The 21654-nt window shown below is 44.0% G+C and carries 19 protein-coding genes and 1 pseudogene; 9 read left to right on the plus strand and 11 right to left on the minus strand.

Annotated elements, in window-relative coordinates; translation table 11 throughout:
* Positions 1-144 precede the first annotated feature (144 nt).
* From KJB05_RS23555 to KJB05_RS23575, 5 genes and pseudogenes are all read left to right on the plus strand, one after another.
* The gene (locus KJB05_RS23555; RefSeq protein WP_005435122.1) at positions 145-1386 is read left to right on the plus strand and encodes an outer membrane protein transport protein; all 1242 of its coding nucleotides are present in this window, start codon (positions 145-147) and stop codon (positions 1384-1386) included.
* A 22-nt stretch (positions 1387-1408) separates the two neighbouring features.
* Complete coding sequence (locus KJB05_RS23560) at positions 1409-3817, plus strand: VolA/Pla-1 family phospholipase (protein ID WP_208444219.1); 2409 nt, start codon at positions 1409-1411, stop codon at positions 3815-3817.
* Positions 3818-3950: 133 nt separating this feature from the next.
* Positions 3951-4160, plus strand: a complete 210-nt coding sequence (locus tag KJB05_RS23565) for a YgdI/YgdR family lipoprotein (protein ID WP_005435119.1) — start codon at positions 3951-3953, stop codon at positions 4158-4160.
* 279 nt (positions 4161-4439) lie between these two features.
* Complete coding sequence (locus KJB05_RS23570; RefSeq protein ID WP_005441869.1) at positions 4440-4997, plus strand: alkylphosphonate utilization protein; 558 nt, start codon at positions 4440-4442, stop codon at positions 4995-4997.
* A 245-nt stretch (positions 4998-5242) separates the two neighbouring features.
* Positions 5243-6096 (plus strand): annotated as a pseudogene (locus KJB05_RS23575) (homocysteine S-methyltransferase family protein).
* 5 nt (positions 6097-6101) lie between these two features.
* Here KJB05_RS23575 and KJB05_RS23580 read toward each other — a convergent pair.
* The 4 genes from KJB05_RS23580 to KJB05_RS23595 all read right to left on the minus strand — a co-directional run bounded on the left by KJB05_RS23580 (position 6102) and on the right by KJB05_RS23595 (position 10701).
* Positions 6102-6800: a DUF1223 domain-containing protein gene (locus KJB05_RS23580; protein ID WP_208444218.1), complete on the minus strand. Its 699-nt coding sequence runs from the start codon at positions 6798-6800 to the stop codon at positions 6102-6104.
* 137 nt (positions 6801-6937) lie between these two features.
* Positions 6938-7129: a hypothetical protein gene (locus KJB05_RS23585; protein ID WP_005451745.1), complete on the minus strand. Its 192-nt coding sequence runs from the start codon at positions 7127-7129 to the stop codon at positions 6938-6940.
* A 279-nt stretch (positions 7130-7408) separates the two neighbouring features.
* Positions 7409-8428, minus strand: a complete 1020-nt coding sequence (locus tag KJB05_RS23590; RefSeq protein WP_005441878.1) for a TerC family protein — start codon at positions 8426-8428, stop codon at positions 7409-7411.
* 530 nt (positions 8429-8958) lie between these two features.
* Positions 8959-10701: a bifunctional UDP-sugar hydrolase/5'-nucleotidase gene (locus tag KJB05_RS23595; RefSeq protein WP_208444217.1), complete on the minus strand. Its 1743-nt coding sequence runs from the start codon at positions 10699-10701 to the stop codon at positions 8959-8961.
* Between the two features lie 273 nt (positions 10702-10974).
* Here KJB05_RS23595 and KJB05_RS23600 point away from each other — a divergent pair, with 273 nt between their 5' ends.
* Positions 10975-12609, plus strand: a complete 1635-nt coding sequence (locus KJB05_RS23600; protein ID WP_061009240.1) for a DUF2813 domain-containing protein — start codon at positions 10975-10977, stop codon at positions 12607-12609.
* A 126-nt stretch (positions 12610-12735) separates the two neighbouring features.
* Here the strand turns inward: KJB05_RS23600 and KJB05_RS23605 are convergent, their stop codons facing one another.
* Together KJB05_RS23605 and KJB05_RS23610 are read right to left on the minus strand one after the other, a co-directional pair.
* Entirely contained in the window at positions 12736-13215 is a 480-nt protein-coding gene (locus KJB05_RS23605; protein ID WP_005441887.1) for a DUF1097 domain-containing protein, read from the minus strand.
* A 296-nt stretch (positions 13216-13511) separates the two neighbouring features.
* The gene (locus KJB05_RS23610) at positions 13512-14417 is read right to left on the minus strand and encodes a LysR substrate-binding domain-containing protein (protein WP_005441888.1); all 906 of its coding nucleotides are present in this window, start codon (positions 14415-14417) and stop codon (positions 13512-13514) included.
* A 284-nt stretch (positions 14418-14701) separates the two neighbouring features.
* On the opposite strand from KJB05_RS23610, the gene focA reads away from it, so the two are divergent.
* Positions 14702-16153: a formate transporter FocA gene (gene focA / locus KJB05_RS23615; protein WP_208444216.1), complete on the plus strand. Its 1452-nt coding sequence runs from the start codon at positions 14702-14704 to the stop codon at positions 16151-16153.
* A gap of 133 nt (positions 16154-16286) precedes the next feature.
* On the opposite strand, the gene KJB05_RS23620 is transcribed toward focA, so the two are convergent.
* The 3 genes from KJB05_RS23620 to KJB05_RS23630 form a co-directional block, all read right to left on the minus strand.
* Positions 16287-16856, minus strand: coding sequence for a YceI family protein (locus KJB05_RS23620; protein ID WP_009704468.1), 570 nt, complete (start codon positions 16854-16856; stop codon positions 16287-16289).
* A complete protein-coding gene (locus KJB05_RS23625) occupies positions 16853-17392 on the minus strand; it encodes a cytochrome b (RefSeq protein ID WP_208444215.1) in 540 nt (179 codons plus the stop codon). Before KJB05_RS23625 ends, KJB05_RS23620 begins: the two co-directional genes overlap by 4 nt.
* Before the next feature lie 174 nt (positions 17393-17566).
* Entirely contained in the window at positions 17567-17809 is a 243-nt protein-coding gene (locus KJB05_RS23630) for a DUF2164 domain-containing protein (RefSeq protein WP_208444214.1), read from the minus strand.
* Positions 17810-17939: 130 nt separating this feature from the next.
* On the opposite strand from KJB05_RS23630, the gene KJB05_RS23635 reads away from it, so the two are divergent.
* The gene (locus KJB05_RS23635; protein ID WP_009704469.1) at positions 17940-18572 is read left to right on the plus strand and encodes a hypothetical protein; all 633 of its coding nucleotides are present in this window, start codon (positions 17940-17942) and stop codon (positions 18570-18572) included.
* Between the two features lie 194 nt (positions 18573-18766).
* On the plus strand, positions 18767-19555 hold the full coding sequence (locus tag KJB05_RS23640) for an EAL domain-containing protein (protein ID WP_005441895.1): 789 nt from the start codon (positions 18767-18769) through the stop codon (positions 19553-19555).
* A 30-nt stretch (positions 19556-19585) separates the two neighbouring features.
* Here KJB05_RS23640 and KJB05_RS23645 read toward each other — a convergent pair whose 3' ends face one another.
* Both KJB05_RS23645 and KJB05_RS23650 read right to left on the minus strand, forming a co-directional pair.
* The gene (locus KJB05_RS23645; RefSeq protein ID WP_208444213.1) at positions 19586-20839 is read right to left on the minus strand and encodes a DEAD/DEAH box helicase; all 1254 of its coding nucleotides are present in this window, start codon (positions 20837-20839) and stop codon (positions 19586-19588) included.
* Between the two features lie 75 nt (positions 20840-20914).
* Positions 20915-21511 carry an ACP phosphodiesterase gene (locus KJB05_RS23650; protein WP_033006573.1) on the minus strand — a complete coding sequence of 199 codons (597 nt, stop codon included), beginning with the start codon at positions 21509-21511 and terminating at the stop codon, positions 20915-20917.
* Positions 21512-21654: the final 143 nt, after the last annotated feature.

A 21654-nucleotide genomic window follows, 5' to 3' on the forward strand; every position in this document is an offset into this window, starting at 1 on the left:
TGATCTTTGACAAGTTAACAAACATACAATTAACATTATATTTACATTACAGTTGTAAATCGAACCGACAGCAACTGGTGTAAAAGGCACACAACAAATACAAAGACTTCGGTCTAATATAATGACACCCTAGGAGGGTCAAGGATGAACAAGAAGCACTGCTCTCTGCTTACAATTTCAATATTGTTTGCGTGTAATGCCCAGTCTGCGGGCTTTCAGGTGGCCGAACACTCGGCTTCTGGTCTTGGTAGAGCATTTTCAGGTGAAGGCGCAGTAGCCGACAATGCGAGCGTATTAGCCCGCAACCCAGCTGCGATGACACTTTTTAAAGAAGCTCAATTTTCAGGCGCGCTGTCTGTCGTCGATCCTGAAGTTAACGTCTATGACACTTTCCATAAAGAACACGCGAATGACGTTGCCCCACTACAAATCGTTCCGGCTGGCTACTACATCAGCCCAATCAACGACAAATGGGCTTGGGGTATTGGCATGTTCACAACCTACGGTGTCGCGACCGATTACCCAGATGACATTTCTGCTGGTGACATGGCGGGTGATACTTCCCTACTTTCAGTCAACATTAACCCGAATATTGCTTACCGCATCAACGAACAATTTAGCGTTGGTGGTGGTATTAACATTGTTTACGCGCATGCAGAGCTTACTCGCCACAAAGGCTCATTGGCGCCGCTATTTGGCCCAGGAAGCAAAAAATCTGACAACCTAATCGGCATGGAAGGCGATACTTTCGCTTTCGGTTGGAACATTGGTGCCCTTTACGAATTGAATGAAAACAACCGTTTTGGATTCGGTTACCGTTCCAAAGTGGATTTAGACTTCGATGAAGGTGAATTTAGCAGCTATGACTCTGGCATTGCTAATGCGTCAAAAGTCGATGGCCGTTTACAAATCTCTCTCCCATCCATTATCGAATTGTCTGCATTCCATCAATTAAATGATAAATGGGCGATCCACTACGGATGGCAACAGACAGACTGGAGCACATTTAAAGAGCTAAAAGCAACCAGTAAAGACTGTGTTGATGGCGTTTGCTTCTTTAAACCTGAGAAATATGAAGACAACAACCGTTACTCCTTCGGTGGTACATACACACTAAACAATCAATGGACACTTCGCGCTGGTATCGCATACGACGAGCAAGCAGGTGAAGCAACATTGAGTATCCCTGATAGCGACCGTTTCTGGTACAGCGCAGGCGTGACTTATGCAATGAAAGAGAACCTAACCTTCGATGCAGGTTTTGCTTTTGTTAAGAGTAAGTCCGGCTCGTTCACTGAAACCAACGCAGCAGATCAAGAGATCACATTCGACTCAGAAGGTACTGCTTACATCAGTGCTGTTCAAGTGAACTACACCTTCAAATAATCAGGATTAACGGAGTAAACCAATGAAACACACGTTTAAACTATCACTGCTTTGTTCTGCAATCCTACTTGCAGGTTGTGGTGACGATACCTCTAGCTCGGGCACATCGGATACCGTCACGTTTGAGCCAGCAGTTCAAGCGCTTCTTGACCGTAACACGTCTATCAGCTTTACACTTCAAGGTGCCAATGCAGATGTTCCTGCACCATCTTACCTATTGATGGATACAACAGACGGAACACTTGGTCTTCCTACCGGTGGTGATGATGCTCTAACTAACCCGTTAGCGGCAATGAACACCATGGATGGTTGGTCAACATCAATGCCTATCGTACTAAACTTCAACGGCGATGGTTTCGCTGATGGCCTTGTTACGTCAGGCGTTAGCGTTATTAAGATCAACCAACGCTTGACTGATTGGGATGGTGCTTCAAACCCAATTGAAAAAGTACTAACGCTTGGTACAGATTTCGTTGTGCAAGCAAGTGGTAACTCGCTTTACATCCAATTCATGAATTCTCTCGATGAATCTGGCGAATATATTTTCGCAGTAACTCAAGCGATTCAGGATGTTAACGGCAACCCTATCGGCACTTCAGGCAGCTACGCGACTGGTAAATCAAAAGAGATTGTCTACGAGACTGGTGACCTAGCTTCAGTACAAGCGGCAACAACCGCTGTAGAAGGCATTTTCGGCCTAGCAAGCGTGAACCCAGCTGACATCGTTTACTCTTCATGGTTTAGCACCCAGTCTGTCGGCGATACGCTTGCTGCAGTAAAAGGCGTGACAGCAACAGGCTTTGCTACAGGTGCAAATACGTTAAACACGGTTTACAAGAACGATGCGAATGAAGGTTCTGTAGATTTAGCAACAGCATACACAATGACATTGGGTACAACGCAAGACTTTGTTACTGCACTAGATGCCGATGAAGATTTCAACAAATACATCAGCGATCTGGATGCTGCTAAGACGGCAATCAAAGGTTTGTACGCTGGTGCAATGGTGGATGTGAATGTCACTCAGGGTGTAGTGCGACTACCACATTACCTAGAGAAAGGCGCAGACTGGAACATGCAGCCTATGGTTTCTGCAATGCCTAGCCTAGCGAAGCTAAGTGCAGCCTTGGCAGATCCTGCAGAGCAAGCGAACATGGTTCAACAACTGTCTACTGGTGTATTTGCTGATGATCCTGTTGATGTGACCAAGCTAGCAACCGACCCAACCGAGCAGTTGAAACTGGTTGGTTCTACGCTGTTCCTATCAGACGGCACTCAACTAGATAGCGACCGCATTATTACTCGATACTCTCCAGTGCCTGTGGTTAAATCATTAGAAGACGTGGAGTTCCTACTGTTTACGCCAGAAACTGGTACTCCTACAGATGTTGTGATTTACCAACACGGTATTACGTCAGCCAAAGAAAATGCTTACTCTTTTGCGTTCAACATGGTGAAAGCCGGTGTTGCTGTTATCGCAATTGACCTGCCTATCCACGGTACTCGTAGCCTAGATGACCAACGCTCTGCAAATGCGGATGTACTGGCTTACCTAAACCTGTCTAACCTAGCGGTAGCGCGTGATAACCTTCGCCAAAGCGTGCTTGATGTTCTTGGTCTACGTGCAAGCTTAGTTGTTTCAGCGCAAGCTGGCCTTCTGGCAAGCAGCCCGCTTCAAGGCTTTAATCCAATGACGGGTTCAAAAGTGAAGATGCTTGGTCACTCATTGGGTGGCATTGTTGGTACTTCTGCTGTAGCGGCAGCGAACAACACATTGGGTAGCCCAACGGCAGACGCGTTGTACACGTTCAGCGGTGCATCAATTCAAAACGCAGGTGGCCAAATTGGTAACCTACTGCTTGGTTCGTCTAACTTTGGCCCACAGATCAAACACAACTTGGCTTATGCAGCATCAACTGAGTACGCGAGCTACGCTGATGCATCTTGTGCAGAGCTATCAGATAAAGCGTGTTACGAAGCATTTGAGCAAGTAGCAACAGAAGCACAATTAGCAGCACTTGAGTCTGGCTTCTCTAGCTTTATCTACGCCGCGCAGACGACGCTAGATACGGTTGATCCATTTACTAACGCGAGTGACCTAATGGCTTCAGGTTCGCTATCAACACCATTCTTTATGACAGAAGTCGATGGTGACGATACTGTGCCAAACAACGTAGCCAATGCACCGTTTGCGGGTACTGAACCTCTAGCAGCGAAACTAGGACTAACAACTGTAAACAGTTCGAACACAACCGTGTCTCCTTCAGCGAGCTTTGTACAGTTCAATGCAACTGCGACACACAGTACATTCGCTTCTCCTGGCGGTACGTTAGCGGACCTAGACCATCATGTAGAGATGCAGATGGAAAATGCTGACTTCCTAATGGACGATATGCTAACGGGTGTAACTAACACCGCTGTACTTAAGTAAGCATCGTTACCAAACCAAAGCCCAGTTTCGACTGGGCTTTTTCGTTTCTGTTCTATTCAAACCCACTCATATTTCCTCTGCTATAGTTAAAACGTTGTCTTTGTCTAACTTACTTGTTTAAAAAGGAAAACTTATGCGCGTATTGACCGTTATTGCTACTGCACTACTTCTTGCCGCTTGCGGCAGCAGCCAATACCTAATGTCAACGAATGAAGGGAAAATCATTACCTCTTACGGCAAGCCGGACTTAAATGAAGATACTGGTATGTACGAGTACGAGGACGTGGATGGCAAAGAAATGAGTATTTCGAAAGACCAAGTCGTGCAGATTATTGAACGATAAAACGACATGCCCTCTGGAAATCAGGGGGCACTTTCCATTCATTTTGAATAACTTTACCCCTCAGCAATAACATTCACCAATGCAACTGATTCATCACTCAAAGCAATCAACACCCTTATTTATATTCTAGATATTATTTGTTTAGCCAATATTTTACATCTTCACCTCTTTCAGGTTGGAATATTGTAAAATCTCGCCTTTAATTCTCTAACACCCTTTTATTTCTCAGGATAAAGTGGATAATACCGCCACCAAAAAACATTACTAAGGTGAGTCCTTATGTCTATCGAAGCTACTCTGCTTGCTCGCTGCGAGTCAAAATGTGAACTGTGTTCTTCTGAATCTCAACTAACAGCATTTGCTGTTCCACCACACGGTAACGTGACGGTTGATACTGCTATCATGGTTTGTGATAAGTGTCTTGGTGAGATCGAAGATCCTAAAGACATTAACCACTGGCGCTGCTTGAACGACAGCATGTGGAGTCAGGTTCCTGCGGTACAAGTAACTGCATGGCGCCAACTTACTCGCCTAAACACAGAAAGCTGGGCTCAAGACGCTCTTGACATGATGTACATGGAAGAAGAGCAAATGAACTGGGCTATGAAAGGTATGTCTGCTGACGATAAAACTGTTGACTGCAACGGCACTGAACTTAAGAAAGGTGACGATGTAACAGTAATCAAAGACCTACCAGTTAAAGGTACAAACCAAGTAATCAAACAAGGTACTGTTATTCGCGGTATCAGCCTTGGTGATGACCCTAAACTTGTTTCAGGTAAGGCAAACGGTGGTCAGTCAATGTACGTGATCGCTGAGTACTGCCGTAAGAAGTAATCTCAACATTACTTTCGAATTAAACGGGGTTCCAATCGGGACCCCGTTTTCGTTCCTGGTGTTCTGCACCTTTCGGTTATCTAACTCACTACTTATCTGCCTATTTACTCCGCCTATCCTTTTCCGTTAGTCACTTTCGCTCATCGCTATTTTCATTTAAGGTTCAACCAGGAAGAATTTAGATGGATTGTAGTATGAAGAAGTTAACTATCCTTGACGGCGGTATGGGAAGAGAACTGAAACGCATGGGTGCCCCATTCTCTCAACCACTTTGGAGCGCACAAGCTCTGATTGAATCGCCAGAATTCGTTTACCAAGCGCATAACAACTTTATCCACGCTGGCGCAGAGATCATCATCGCCAACAGTTATGCCTGTGTGCCATTCCACCTTGGACAAGCTCTTTACGATCAGAAAGGCGGTGACCTAGCACGTTTTGCAGCCCAAATTGCTCGTGAATGTGCAGATAAGTCATCGACACTCGTTCAAGTAGCAGGTTGTATTCCACCAGCGTTTGGTAGTTATCGACCAGATCTGTTCGAACCCAAATTAGGTGAAATCATTTTCAGGACTTTGTTTGAAGCTCAAGAGGATTACGTTGATCTTTGGTTAGCAGAGACCATTTGCAGCCTTGAAGAGCTAACGTGTTTACAAAGCGTGTTCGCACGCAGCACCAAACCTACTGCGTATGCCTTTTCTTTAATGATGATTCATTGGAAACCGCATTGTTGCGCTCTGGGGAAACCGTTATTCAAGCCATTGAACACATTGTACAAAGCGCAGATAACACCAATACCATCAGTGTTTACTTTAACTGTTCAGTACCTGAAGTAATGACAAAAGCTGTCAGTGATACCAAAGCAGTTTTAAACCAACATAAGCTCGACATTGAAATTGGGGTTTACGCGAACAACTTCACCGCAATCAAATCTAACCACGAAGCTAATAGCGCATTACAATCGATGCGGGAGCTATCACCAGAAGAGTACCTGACTTTTGCGCAAGAGTGGCATCAACGCGGGGCTACCATTATAGGTGGGTGCTGCGGTATTGGACCAGAACACATCAAAGCGCTTTCGGATTGGAAGGCGTCCCTCTAATTCGTTTATCGAATCTCACCCGCGACAGTCTGAACACGATTAAAGGTCCCCGGCTCAGTCACCCACGCAGCAACAGCATCAATGTTCTTGATGGGTTGATTGAGCTTAAACCTCCACTTTCCATTCTTTGAGCGACCTTGTTGCTTCTCTAATGCGACAAAATCATGTTCTAGTACTGTACCTCTGTTTTCACCGCGCTTAACCGGCGTGGTTTCATTACTTGAGAGAAACACAATCGTTGCGTCATACGTACCATTCTCTTCAAATCGTAGAGTGAATTGGTTGCCAGAGCGCTCTAGTGCTAGTGATTGGGCTTTCTCGTTGTCGTTGCTGGGTAATACGCGCTTGCGCCAATTGAAAAAACCGCGCCACTCTTCACTATCAACGACAAATGCCGGAGTATAGACACTCCCTACCGCGCCATAAGCACGATACAAACGTTGCAACTGCGAGAATTCAGGCTTTGCGAATTTGTCTTTCCAGCCAAGATAGTCCCAATAATCAACGTGGTAGGCAACGGGAATGTACTTTCCCCACAAATCAGGGTTGGATTCAAACGTAGAAAGGTATTTGTCTGCTGGTGGACAACTTGAGCAACCTTCGGAGGTAAACAGTTCTATCACTTGTGCGGGCTGTCCTTCATGAACCCAACTTTGTGATGCTGAAAGACTGGTAATAGCAGCAAGTGCAATCGCGTTAATCATAGACAGCTCCTTTTCTTTGATACTGACTATGACCGTGCTAGCGACAGATAGCTTTCAATGCGGTTTTAGATGTGGCGATTTCAGATACAAAAATGCCGGCGATTAAGCCGGCATTTCGAATTCGCTTTCCATTCAGATTAACGGTACATACCGATGTCTTTCTGAATGTGTGCAGATAGGTCTTCTGCGTAGTAGCTGCGAGGTGCAGAGTTGTCTACGAAAAGAATATCTAGTAAGTGAGCAATCAATCCTTTGAAGTTAACCGCGTAGGTCTTCTTGTCCATAGAGGTTGGTAAAGCTACATTTGTCATTTGCATTGCTTGTGCCATGATTGCCTCTCTTTAAAAGCAGTAAATTGTTTTGTTGGTTGTATATTAGTCATTTTTTCTCTGAGCAAAAAATGACAAAATTTGGTTATTCAGATTAGTTTTTCTTATAAAACAAATTCGTTACAAACCATAGGAATACAAAATCCAACTAACTGCATATTTATTCAACAAAGCGAATCTTTAGTTGAATAACTTGGATTTACATAAGTAAACCCAAGTTTATTTGCAACATTTAATTAACCAAATAATCTTTTAAAGGATTTTGCATTTACAAAAAACTTAAGAGTTTTGATTAGTAATTTTAACGCTAGAACTATTGGTTTCTTTGTTCTTATAGATAGAAGCAATAACCGCTGTCGTCATCACTGTCACTAGGAAAGTTAATGACCAAACCGTTGGGATCTCGTATTGCGTGCCAACCAGTAGCATCTTCACACCAATGAACATCATGATCACTGACAGCGCTGGTTTTAGGTACACAAACTTGTCCAACATTGCTTGCAGTACAAAGTACAGAGAACGTAAGCCAAGCAGAGCAAACACGTTAGCCGCTAATACCAAGAATGGTTCACGCGTTACTGCAAAGATTGCAGGGATCGAATCCAGTGCAAACATCACGTCCATCACCGCAATCACACCAACAACAATCAACATTGGCGTTGCAACCCACTTACCTGCTTGTTTCAAGATCAGGTGGTTACCTTGATACTCTTCTGTCACTGGTAAGAATTTACGAATGAACTGCTCAGGGTATGGGTTCACCTCTTCTTCTTCGCCTTTATCTCGCGCCAGTTTAATACCAGTCCAAATTAGGAATGCTGCGAATAGGTAAAGCACCCAATGGTATTGAGCAAGTAATTGAGCACCTACTGCGATCATGATTGCACGTAGAACTAACGCACCAATCACACCCCACAATAGAGCGCGTGGACGCAAATGCTCTGGCACCTTGTATTGCGCAAAGATGATTGCGAACACAAACAAGTTATCGACACTTAACGATTTCTCAAGCAAGTAACCAGTTAAGAATGATATGGTCGCTTTTTCGTGAGTATAAACGCTATGAGGCGCGTAATAATCCCAAAAGAAATAGATAGAGCCTGCAAAGACAAACGCTAATAAGAACCAGAATACGCTCCAACCAATTGCTTTTTTCATGGTAATCACGCCGCCACGAGTCTGATAGATATCGAGAGCGACTAAAACCAAAGTAAATAGGCCGAATACACCGTACATTGTCAGTGATTCTTGCAGTGGAACAGACTGGGATAATTGGGTGGTATTTTCGATAAGAGACATGCTTCCTCCCATGCGGAAGGACATTATTCGGGCTGACCTTCCGCAAACAATACAAACCAACAGTCACATTACCCATGTGTCTGCTAGTCAATGAATGCGTTGGTCTCGTTGAAGTGATCACATGACGAATCAAGTGACACCTTTATTTACCGGATAAGCTGATGCTTAACGAGATGACGATAAATAAACTTGCGCTAACTACTCCCCAAACGCCGCCATCATACCCCTGCTTGCGTCGATATCCAACAAAAAATCGTTATCGATAACAACAAAGTATTTTGTGAAGAATGTTTATCAACGTCATGAATTTGAAGCGGTTCAGATACAAAAAAGGAGCACTTATGCGCCCCTCATTTGTTGAATAGTCGATCCTTTAAAAACCAGCTAACGGTACAAAGTAAACCAGTGTTGACCAAACTGCGACCCAAGCAACGACAACCGCTGCGTCAGCCCAATCTTTTTTCCACATACTCTCTTCCCTCTTAATCGCATGTGCATCAGGAAGGCAGCAAAAAGGATACCAATAACGGTTATTGATTCTTCTGCGAGTAAAGTTTGTGACCTTGGTTCAAACAGCTTGGTTCATCCGTAAGTAATTCAATAAAGCAATCCGCCATGGAGAGGTTGCTAACGAAGCCTTCGCCTTTCATATCCAGCAACGCCTCATAGCCCTCTTTGCCTTTCATGGTATAAGCGGACGAAGCACCACGATACCAAGCCTCATCGTCAATCTGACACCAACGCTTACCATCAAAAATTTCTAGGTTTTTAATACGTTGACCTTTTGGAGCGTCTGCTTGGTATTCAAAATTCAAGTTATGTGTATATGGGTAGCTGCCAGAACCGGTACCTTCAACGCCGTTGTTCAGCGCATTATTGATTGCGCCTTCTAATGCTAGGCGAACCACTTTACCCTGCACGTCATAACAACCGATTGGAACGGCAAATGGCAACAATCGTCCGGCAACATCTGCCACAGTAATATTTCCCGGATTGAGAGAAGTACGCACGCCTCCCGCATTATGAATTGCAAATTGAACGTTGTGGCCACGCTTGTTAAGCGCATACAAGAAAGAGTGTGCGACTGCCGGAGCAAGTTCGCTTCCACCAAATTCATCAGGAACACGCACATGACGTTTCTTTTCTGCCACATTGGCAATCACTTGTGACTGAAGCTTACGTACTCTCGGGATGTACTTGTCGCTTAAGATCGCTTGTGTTTCTGGGTGCTTTTTACAAACGACCACGTTTGGTTGACCATGAATAAAGTCACACGCTTCTTCGAACACACCTTGGTCAAGTTGCTCATTTAGTGTCGAATCCCAGAAAATGCGTCTTCCGAGTAGCAACTCATTTTGACCACTTAACATGTTCGCTTTGCCGCTTTCATCAAATTCCAGAACGCAGTGCCCCATGGTTAATGCGTGATAACCGGCTTGTACAACATAAGTATCGTTGACTTTAACACCATAAGGGTCGTCTTCGCCTAAACCGATCGCCGTGAAGTTACCTTGTAACCTATGACTATGACCTCCCACAATAATACCAATGCCATCCACTTGCGCTGCGAGCTCTAAATCCCCTTCATAACCTAAGTGACTCAAAAGGATGATGTTTTTGATGCCCGCTTGATGAATTTGTTCAACAGTATGTCTTGCCGTTTCAATAGCAGAGATAAATGGCGTATCGGCATCTGGGTTGGCAATGTCGCTCATCTTGTCGATAGACAGACCAAAGATGGCAACTTTCTCTCCGTGAAACTCTTTCACCAGATATTGCGCGCTTTGAGTTGTCGTATCGAAGCTCAATACGTTATTGCAATCGCCCATGCGGTGATCTTTTGTTGGCAATTCATTTGATAGGTCCCAGTTACCGGCAAGCAGCGGGAAGTTGGTACGCTGACAAAACAAAGCAACGGGCTCATTACCCATATCCAGCTCGTGATTGCCTAAAGCCATCGCATCGATGTTTAGCGCGTTTAATAAGTCGGCGTTTGCTTTGCCTTTAAATAACGAAAAATACAACGTGCCTTGGAAACAGTCGCCAGCATGAAGAAACAGCATGCCCTGACCTTGGCGCTGTGCATCATCGCGAAGCTGCTCTACGCGCGTTGCAATACGTGAAAATCCACCAGCGCTCACGTAAGGCTCTAGTGTACGTTCGTTATCAATATTGAGTTTTAGCTGTAATGACGTTGGCTCAAAGTAGGAATGAGTGTCATTGATGTGTGCCAGTTTGATTCTGACTGGCTTATGATTTTTATTCATTGTCATCTTCTCTCTTTTCATTCCTTTTAATTATTAGAACTGAATCATGACAGAATCATGAATTTTATGAAACAGAGAAATTGTCATTTCATTTTAACGTGATCAAGATTCATCTTACGTACGAATTTGAAAGTGACTGTACGCCTAAACGGTCTGTATTCATAGGTTGATTGCTCTTAAATTTGTGAACTGAGCTTAACTTGCCTAGATCAATTTCATATATGCTTAGGAGAAGCAAAAGAACCCTCGATAATTCAAATAATTGCAAGGAGGAGCGAGATGAGACTAGAACGCATCGAAATCTCTGGGTTTAGAGGCATCAAACGCCTTTCACTCTCTTTTGACGAGCTGACAACTCTGATCGGCGAAAACACTTGGGGCAAGTCTTCCCTTCTTGATGCCCTATCCCTCGCACTGCCAGCTGATGGCTCGCTTTATCAATTTGAAATGACGGATTTTCACGTCGATTACGCCATTTCTCATCCACAGACGCAACACCTTCAAATCGTCTTGTGTTTCAAAGCTCAAGATAAGCAAGAGGTCAACGCGGGGCGTTATCGCCGGATAAAACCAACTTGGTGTATAAATGCTGATAACGAGAACGTCATCTACTATCGCTTAAGTGCGACGCGCGATGGACACCATATTACCACCAAATATGCATTTTTAGACTGTGATGGTGAACCTAAGCAGCTTCACCATTCAGAAAAGCTCGCAATTGAATTGATGACGTTACACCCAGTAATCCGACTACGCGATTCGCGTCGATTCCCACAACCCAACCACATTAATGGTGAAAATAAGAACGCCCGCATTGAGAAGCGCATTAACAATACATGCCGCCGCTTGTTTGCCATGCCGGGCCATGTAAATAAAGGCGAAGTACGAAGTAGTTTAGATTCGATGCAAACCCTAGTGGAGCATTACTTCGCTTTCAGAAGCGTAAAAAAAGGCAACCCTCGAAAACCACGCGATGGACTCTTTTATGCCAGCCCTTCTTCAGACAAAGGCTTACCGCAGTTTTTGAAAGAGACAAACAACAAACAATCACGTCTATTGTTAATGGGTTTGCTTAACGCTTACCTTCAAGCAAAAGGACCGACCGATTTAAGACGTTGCGCTCGACCGATTTTGATCATCGAAGATCCAGAAGGACGTTTGCACCCTACCCATCTCTCTCGTGCTTGGAGCTTGTTGCAACTTCTTCCGATGCAGAAGATTCTAACGACAAACAGTGCTCGATTGCTTGGATCGGTTCCTCTCGCCTCAATACGTCGGTTAATGCGCTTGTCTGACCGTACCATTGCAAAATCACTCAACACTAATCGATTCAGTGTCGATCAATTGCGTCGCATTGGCTTCCATATTCGCTTTCACCGTGCAGGCGCTTTATTTGCTCGCTGTTGGTTGCTAGTCGAGGGCGAAACCGAGGTCTGGTTGTTCAACGAATTAGCTCGTCAATGCGGGTATGATTTGGCCGCAGAGGGCGTGCAGATTGTTGAGTTTGCTCAATCGGGATTGAAGTCACTGGTCAAAGTTGCGAAGGAATTCGGCATTGATTGGCACGTGGTAACAGATGGAGATCCTGCAGGTAAGAAATACGCCCATACTGTTCGCGCACATCTGGAAAATGACCAAGAACGTCATCGATTAACAGAACTTCCAGACAGAGACATTGAGCACTTCCTTTACAACAATGGCTTTGAATTATTCTTTAAGGACATTATCAAAGTTCCTCATGATCATCCCATGCCCGCCAAGAAAGTTGTAAGTCGTGTTTTGAAAAAACAGGCCAAGCCAGATTTAGCCTTAGCGATAGTCGCAAACTGTGAAGAGAGAGGAATGGAATGCATTCCTGTACTCCTTCGCTGGACGCTTAAACGCGTGGTAACCATGGCAAATGGCAACACGTGACAACTCGAAGACAAAAAAAAGCACACCAATTGGGTGTGCTTGTATCAAGAATCAGTAATTTTGATTAACGGTATTGAGCGGGATAAGTCTCAACACACAGCGGATACAAATAAGATCGGGGGTTCACTACTGTACTTGCTCAGCAAGCGAAGAAGTAGCGGCTGATTTCGCATGTAACCAAAGTCCTGTTGCTTTCATTAGGTAACCAAACACACCACCTAAAATCAGCGATGGCACCACAAGTTGCCAATTGCCGTCTGCAGCAAAAGTCGCGCATGAGCCAATGAAAGTACCAGGGATATACGCCAACCAAGCTTGCTTAGCTTGAATACACATGAAAAACGCAACCACAGCAGTAATTACATAGCCAAGAATCTCTAGCCCTGCATAAGTCGAACCGTAGATGATCACCATCGCCCAGAAAACACCACTCATGTTGGTGATTAAGCTAATTCCTAAGCCTTTCAAGCCACTTGTCGGGGATGCAAAGTAACTTGTACAGCCAAGAAAGCCAGCCCAAGATAATAGGCCTAGGGAGATCGCGATCCAGCCCCACACGCCAGAGAGAATGCCAGTGGTAATAGAGATTGCTAAAAGTGTTGTCATGGTATTCTTACCCGCTTGCTAGTTTCGTACCGTTATGGTTCGAAAACTGCCTTCATACATTGAAATCAGGCAGTCAATACTAGGCATATAGATCGAATACTTCGGTGATTACGATCACATTAAAGTTTATATCGTTTCATTTTTTACACGTTAAATTTGACGCAACCGATAAATCAACAGATTTCGAAAATAACAAAGTCACAATAAATTGGGCGAACCGAGCAATAAATGACAAAAAAGGCCCTGCGAGATGCAGAGCCTTTTCTAAGATACGATCATTTTGTTTCGAATATCGCTTAAAGCACTGAAGGTTTACCCTTCATCATGCGTAAGCCTTCACGCTTAATGCAATCAACCAGCGGGTTTTCCGCCATATCGGCACGCCAGATAAATGACAACGTTCGATCCATCTTTAAATCAGGTACGTTCAATGCAACCAAATCACCGGCTTCGATGTAACGTTCTACATCAAGGTATGGTAGACACGTTAAGTATTGGCCATTCGATACTAAACTTCTGAGTACTGGCACGTGTTCATATTCGCGCCATACATCCAAATCTTCAATAAGATGGTGAATTGAACTATCAAAAATCTTGCGAGTTCCAGAGCCGTGTTCACGCAATACCCATTTTGCTTGCTCTAGTTGCGCTAGGCTCACAGACGAGTTACGCGCAAATGGATGGTGAGACGCTGCAACTACGGTAAGATGGTCACGACACCAAATCTCTTGGTGTAAACGGTTGTCATCGCAGCGACCTTCAATAACGCCTAGGTCGTATTTGTAATCTAGAACACCATCAATGACTGCTTGCGTACTTTGCACGCCTAACGAAATTCGCATCTCTGGAAAGTCGTTATCAATGATACTGATAAGGTCAGGAACCAAGTGTTCTGCCGGCGTTTGACTCGCACCTAATCGAATATGTCCACTCAGCAAATGTTGCTCATAAAATCCCATTTCGATTTGCAGTGCGTCTTGTAACAAACGCTTTGCTTTCGGCCTTAACCACATCCCCCAATGCGTTAACGCCATTTGCTTGCCTTGCCTTTCAAATAAAGGTCTGCCAAGCATTTTTTCTAACTGAGCGAGCGACATACTCGTCGCTGATTGTGTCAGAGCCAGTTTATCTGCGGCCTGGCTTACACTGCCGGTATCTGCAACTGCGTCAAAAACCGCTAATTGCTTAAGTGAGTAGCGCAAAGTTTCCTCCCTAATTGGCGAGTATTCACCATACTCTCGCAACCCCAAAAATACTGCGTTAATACGCAATGAAGTTCATTTTACCTGCCTTGAAAAACTTATCAAATAATTTGATGAGGATTCTAAATATTATCAATTTTACCTGTAGCTCTGACCTGCTTAATCTGGATATGCGGTTCGGGAACACCGCAACAAAAACAATAACACCTTCACTTTCGAGTACAGAAAACACTCGAGTTCATTAACCAAGGAGTTCATATGGAACCACAGACTAAGGAGTCATTATGGCGGTGACCAGCCCTCAAAATCACCAGTATTTCTCTCCAAAAGAGATGATGGCTGAAGCTGAGAAGTTTGCCCTTAGCAAAGCAAACAAAACCAGCGGCATGACACTGGGTTTGGCAATTATGGCAGGCGCATTCATCGGTTTAGCATTCTTGTTTTACATTACAGTGACAACAGGTAGTGCGGACGCAGGTTGGGGGCTTAGCCGTCTTGCAGGTGGTTTAGCATTCAGTATGGGTTTGATACTCATCGTCATTTGTGGTGGTGAGTTGTTTACCAGCTCAGTGCTTTCGAGCATCTCATGGGCAAACAAACAAATCTCATTCGGCAAAATGTTGTCGATTTGGGGCAAGGTTTATGTAGGTAACTTCATCGGTGCGATGTTCCTACTTGCATTGGTAAGCGCTGCTGGCTTGTACCAGATGGATGCGGGTCAATGGGGTTTAAACGCACTAAACATTGCACAGCACAAGCTACACCACACATTGGTACAAGCATTTGCACTGGGCATTCTATGTAACTTATTGGTTTGTCTTGCTATTTGGCTAACGTTCAGTTCTGCAAATGCAATGACAAAAGCAGCGATGACCATCATGCCAGTGGCAATGTTCGTCAGCAGTGGCTTTGAGCACTGTGTAGCAAACATGTTCATGGTACCGCTAGGCATCGTAATCGCGAATTTCGCACCGGAAACTTTCTGGACTTCGGTTGGCGTATCGGCTTCTCAATACGCAGACCTAAATGTTAGCCACTTTATCACTGCAAACTTAATTCCAGTGACTCTGGGCAACATTGTTGGCGGCGCTGTGTTAGTTGGCTTAGCTAACTGGTGTATCTACCGTCGACCAGAACTAAAAGCAGCAAAAATTTCATCCATTACAAACACTACAACACTAATGTCAGTTAAGGAAACCACTATGAAAAACGCATCAATTGTAAAAGAAATCATGAACCCGAGCCCAGTTACTCTGAGCGTAGAAATGCCAGTTTCAACTGCACTAGATACCCTATTGGACAACAATCTAATCAGTGCTCCTGTTGTTGACATCGACAATCGTTTGGTTGGTTTCTTCTCAGCGCACGACGTAATGGTTGAATTGTGGTGCCAAGATTACATCCCTGCTCAAGAACAAAAAGTGGTAGATTTGATGAGCCGTGACGTTGTAGCGATTGACGCTGGTGACCGTTTAGTGGATGTAGTTGAGTTCCTATGTATCGATAAAGAACAACTTTACCCAACAACAAGTATGGGCATGGCGACGCGCTTTACTTCTCTTTCTCTTGAAGAGCGTGCTAAGAGCATCAAAGTAAGCAAGCCACAAGTGCTTCCTGTATTAGAAAACGGTTTGATGGTTGGTGTAGTAACACGTAACGAAGTACTAAAAGCACTACGTCCAGTTTACGGCGAACGTCTAAACCTAGTTGAAGACAAAGTACTAGAAACTGCATAAGACTATTACAACGAATAACTAGCAACTAACAAGAAAAGTTGGCACCAATAAAAAAAGCGCTCTATTTAGAGCGCTTTCTTCATTTATGTCGTTAAGAACGAGGTATAGCGAGAGGAGCTAGAGGAGCTAGAAGTTACTTCTTAACACCTTCGATGTGCAGTTCCATATCAACATAGCTTGAAGAACCCATTACAGGAATTTCAAAATCAGCAAGCTCAAGACGAGTTTGACCGATGAAGCCTGCACGCTCACCACCCCATGGGTCGTTACCTGCACCAACAAATTCCGCTTCGATTGTGATTGGTTTCGTTACACCATGAAGAGTAAGGTCACCCGTTACATCTAGTTTACCGTCACCTTTGTCTACAACTTTTGTACTCTTGAACGTCGCTTCGCTGTATTTACCTGCGTCGATGAAGTCGCCGCTACGGATGTGCTTGTCACGCTCAGCATGGTTTGAATCAAGGCTTGTCGTATCAACCACTACGTTTACTTTAGAGTCAGCGATGTTATTTTCATCAAAAGAAAAGTCACCAGAAAATGTATTAAAACGACCTTTGATGAAACTGTAACCTAGGTGGCTAACTTTGAAGTTGATTGATGCGTGAGCACCTTTAGTATCGATAACATAATCTGCAGCGTTAGCACCAAACGGTAGTGCCATAGCGATTGCTAATCCTGTAGCGAAAAGTGACTTTTTCATTTTGAAGCTCCTAACATTTTTCTTAATGTGTTGTCTTTATCGATAAAGTGATGTTTGAGTGCAGCAGCAGCATGCAATCCAGCCATTAGGATCACAGCCCAAGCTGCATAAAAGTGGATTTCACCTGCAATGTCTGATTGACCAGGGAATAACTCCCCTGCGCTTGGTACGGTAAACCAGTTAAACACTTCGATACCGCGACCATCAGATGTTGAGATGAGGTAACCTGAAACAAAGATAGTAATAAGCAACAGGTACATAACCCCATGTGCGGCTTTTGCTGCAACTACCTCGTAAGGTTTACCTTCTACTTTTGGTGACGCCGTCACATATTTCCATACGATGCGACCTAAAGTGAGTATTGCCAGTAAAATGCCCACAGAGCGGTGATAATGTGGTGCGGTTTGGTACCATTCACTGTAGTAGCTTAAATCGACCATCCACAGACCCACAGCAAACAAGCCGATAATGCAAAGCGCTGAAATCCAATGCATCGCTCTCGCCGGCACGTTGTAGTTCTTTACCAGTGTTTCCATCTCACGTTCCTAGATATTTTCCTAAGTTGATGTTGAGCAAGAAACACAACATTAACTTATTTGCTTTGTATGCAACAGATTATTTACCATCCTTTACATCAAACCAATAATACCTTTTTAAACAACTTGTTCGAAAAATTAGAAGGAACTTCAAACCATTTAAAAATCGGACACTTAGAGTTGAACTTCTTGCTCTATCTCATACAGTTCATCTGTCATTTTTAACATGCGTCGTTCAATCACGGTTTTGGCGTCTTCGATGCCCTTGTTGTAGTAGATAGGCGCTAATTTTTCAGTGATGAAGTCAATCAAAAACTCACTGTCGAACTGGCCTATTTCCACTTCCAACTCATCTTGCATGTAATCTTGTATCGCTGTCGCCAATGCTTCTTTTTGTGCTCTTTCTAGTTTGATCATATTTTACCTGCGGAACTCTATTCTCAATTTTGATGTTTAGATCAAGAAGTTGCCTATCTAAATTAGTCTATCCTAAAAGGACTATGCTAACCTTTCGCCGTTCTATTTGTTAACCGTTAAGGGATATTCTTTGCTACTCGACTTAGTCATCCAAAGTGTCAATGATTTTCAGGACGATTGTCTCAAACTGTGTGAGAAGCATTATCCTGCGGTACATAACCAAGGTATGAGTGAACACCATCTAGGCCTCGCATTTGCTCGACGCATGGAACACACTTTTCGTCACTTTGGTCATAGCAGTACCATCAAACCTATTGAAGTACTTGATGCCCCCGACCTGCCTCACCACTACCGAATCTCATCTGAAATTGGAACGGTTTGGGTATTGAGCCACCATTTAGTCAGCGCTGGTAACTCATGCCGAGAGAACCTACTCTCCTCGATAACGGAATGGCAAAGTGAATATGGTTATGCCCTGCAGCCTAACGACCTATTGTTTTTAGTCAGCGATCATTGGATCAGTCGCAGCAAAACCAGCCGTGAGCTGTTGCACTGGTGGATGGGAGAATTACCAGAACCGATTAACGAGTATACAGAGCAAGGTATTACCCTGTTTACCAGCGAATCACAGCTGACTCATTCATTAGATACACGTTTTGGGATCAGCCCTTGTTACATCAAATTCGGCCACCCTTTACGACGTTCCAATAAACAACAACAGGTAAGAAAGTACATTCAGCTGTATGCGGTTTTACAGTGGTAGCATCAAATAGCAACGGGTAGATTATCAGTTCATTCAGCGATTTGTTTGAGGCGGGTCGATATTTCTGAGTGTGTTGAGCTATCTCGCTTGCCTTGCCTACGCTCCCCGCTTAGATTCAAGAAACTAAAGTAAAACTAGATGCACAACAATCAGTTAAGCATCAATACAGTGTCTTGGTCTAGGTTACAACAATAATGATGAGTATCTCGCAGCTGCTTAGCTGCATTTTAAAACAAGTAGATGGTCAGTACATCGCGCAATATAAACAACTGACATTGCGTAGCGTGTTTCAACCTATTTATCAAAAAGATCTTTCCATTATCGGTCTAGAAGCCTTGGTTCGTATTAGTAACCAAGACGGCTTAATGATTCGACCTGACCAGTTCTTTCAATCCACTACGATTCCTACAGAAGATCAAATCAACGTTGAGCGACTAAGCCGTCTCATTCACATCAGTAACTTTGGTCAATCCAAATTCCGCAATAAAAAGCTTTTTCTCAACGTGCTACCAAAAGCGGCAGAAATGCTCGCAAAAGACATTTCCTATAGTAACTTGTTAAAGCAGTCCATTATTGAAGCGGATTTGTGCCGTGAACAGATTGTGATGGAATTGGTAGAGCTCGATGCGAGCGACGAAAACTTCTTATACAAAGCAACAAAAGAGCTAAGCGATAACGGCTATTTATTGGCAATAGACGACTACGGTATTGATGCTTCAACAATAGAACGCGTTAGGTGTGTAAAACCCAACATCATTAAAATCGATCGTTCGTTGTTATTGAGATATGAGAATGGTGATTTTTCTTGTTTGATGGAAGCGTTGTCTTTGGCAAAAGATATTCGCTCAAAAACCGTTATAGAAGGAATTGAAACCGAGCATCAACTTAACTTAATGAAAAAGCTCGGTTTCGATATGTATCAAGGCTACTTATTGGCAATGCCACAAACGCTTGAAGCCTACCGGGAAGCAAAGACGGCATAATCAGAGTTACTGATGAATACCATCATCTTTTTATTTTCGGTTCTTACCACGGTTTTTATGAATCGCCAGTTTCGCCTTCATCTTGCGTTTTTCTGATGAACGACTCTTACGACGACCACCGCCATTACGCTCCGGTTCAACCTCTTCGATTAAACTCGGTTCAAAACCTTCCAACCATTCTTGCGGCAAACGTTGATCAAGCAGGTTTTCTATAGCATGCAATAGATACTCTTCGTCGCGGCTCATCAAAGAAACGGCCAAACCAGATTTACCTGCACGACCAGTACGACCGATGCGGTGAACATAATCTTCGGCTTTGAATGGCATGTCGAAATTAACTACTTGTTCTAACTCTTGAATGTCCAAACCACGAGCCGCTACATCCGTCGCGATCAGCGCACGTACTTTGCCTTCTTTGAATTCATCAAGCGCACGTTGACGCGCACCTTGTGATTTATCGCCGTTGATAGAAACCGCTTTGATGCCATCCAGCTTAAGCTCTTTGGCCAACTCATCACTGCCTTGTTTGGTTTTTGTAAACACCAACACTTGCTGCCAGTTACGAGAACCAATCAAGTAAGCAAGTAGCTCACGCTTGCGCTTTTTATCGACTGGATAAACCATCTGCTTAACGGTTTCTGCGGTCGTGTTTGCTGGAGAGACTTCCACCTCAACCGGAGAATCCATCAGTTTGTACGCGATGGTTTTGATACGCTTCTCAAATGTTGCTGAGAACAACATAATCTGTTTATCTTGAGGTAGGCGACGAAGAATGCGTTGTAGATCTGGCCAGAAGCCCATGTCTAACATGCGGTCTGCTTCATCAAGCACAAGAACACCAGTTTTAGAGATGTTTACATTGCCGTTAAACAAATGGTCAAGCAAGCGGCCAGGCGTCGCGATCAGAATGTCTGCGCCCTCTTCCAGCTTTCTCTTTTGTACGCCAATGCTCGTACCACCATAAACACAAACAATTTTAAGATCGGTGTTTGCTGAGTACTGCGTCAGGTTATCCATCACTTGCTGAGCAAGTTCACGCGTTGGCACGAGAATCAGTGCTTGCGGTGTTCCGTTTCGTTTCTTGTGCTGAACCGTTTGAATTATCGGCAAACCAAATGCAGCCGTTTTACCTGTACCGGTTTGAGCGGCAGCCAGTAGATCTTTACCTTCCAAAACATGCGGAATCGACTTTTCCTGAACAGGTGTCGGGGTAACGATATTCATACCGCTTAGGGTATCAACCAACTGTTGTTCAATGCCAAGATCAGCGAAATTAACGGACATGATAAACCTCATAATTTTTGGAGCGCAGAGTTTACCAGAGCCCCTTTGGTCATACTACCTTTAGCAGTCAAGACGTTATGAATTAATTAACTGTTGGTGATACTCAGCGGATTGACGCAACACATCTTGATATAGCGCAGCAAATTTCGCTTCCAATTGCTCATATTCATTGTCCAAAACTTCGAACGTTGTCGTTAAGTCAGCCATTCTTGGGCTTCTTTGGGACATTCGATGAAGAGCAAATTCGATGTTTTCTAAGTCTTGATATGACTGTAGCCAACCGCCCCTCCACATTCGGCTGTGAAGCATTAAAAATCGCGGTGGAAGATCGTCAGAGATTTGTTTGTTCACTTCGCTATATGCATAACGAACGAAGGAATCTAAGGATTGCGGGCTGAATGTGCGCCAATGTTTCGCTAAACAATGGTCCCAAAACATATCAAGTGCGATGGGTGCGAAACGTCGAGCGACACCTGTGAAGTGCGGTTTGCATTCTTCAACAAGAGCATGATGGTCTGTAATGCGATCAACGAAACGGTGGAGTTTGATGCCATTGGAAATATCAGTCTGATATTGCTTGCTTGGATCTCCCTTTACGAAATCTCCAAGCAAGTTTCCCATTAAATGGCTATTACAGTGATCTGCAATATGCAGGTGGGCTAGAAAGTTCATTAGACGCTGTGAGTGGCCTTTTGGCTCGTCTTACATGAACTTAGTATAACGTCTGTTGTGACGCGATGAGAGTACTAATTGTACTTATTCGGCTTCGTCTTCTGAGCCAATGTAGTCCGAGAGGATAATACCGATTTCAAGAG

The sequence above is a fragment of the Vibrio sp. B1ASS3 genome (genome assembly GCF_905175355.1).
GTDB classification, from domain to species: Bacteria; Pseudomonadota; Gammaproteobacteria; order Enterobacterales; family Vibrionaceae; genus Vibrio; species Vibrio owensii.